The sequence below is a fragment of the Paenibacillus sp. J22TS3 genome, assembly GCF_018403205.1.
Taxonomy (GTDB): Bacteria; Bacillota; Bacilli; order Paenibacillales; family Paenibacillaceae; genus Fontibacillus; species Fontibacillus tuaregi.
Map to the genome: position 1 here is coordinate 1 of NZ_BOSF01000047.1, position 244 is coordinate 244.

At 55.7% G+C, this 244-nt stretch carries 1 rRNA gene; it reads left to right on the forward strand.

The annotated features are described in order from the left end of the window. Positions 1–244, forward strand: a 16S ribosomal RNA gene (locus tag KJS63_RS25980); the annotation flags it as partial.

Consider the following 244-nt stretch of genomic DNA (forward strand, 5'->3'; position numbering starts at 1 on the left):
GGAGTGACGGTACCTGAGAAGAAAGCCCCGGCTAACTACGTGCCAGCAGCCGCGGTAATACGTAGGGGGCAAGCGTTGTCCGGAATTATTGGGCGTAAAGCGCGCGCAGGCGGCTACTTAAGTCTGGTGTTTAATCCCGGAGCTCAACTTCGGGTCGCACTGGAAACTGGGTAGCTTGAGTGCAGAAGAGGAGAGTGGAATTCCACGTGTAGCGGTGAAATGCGTAGAGATGTGGAGGAACACC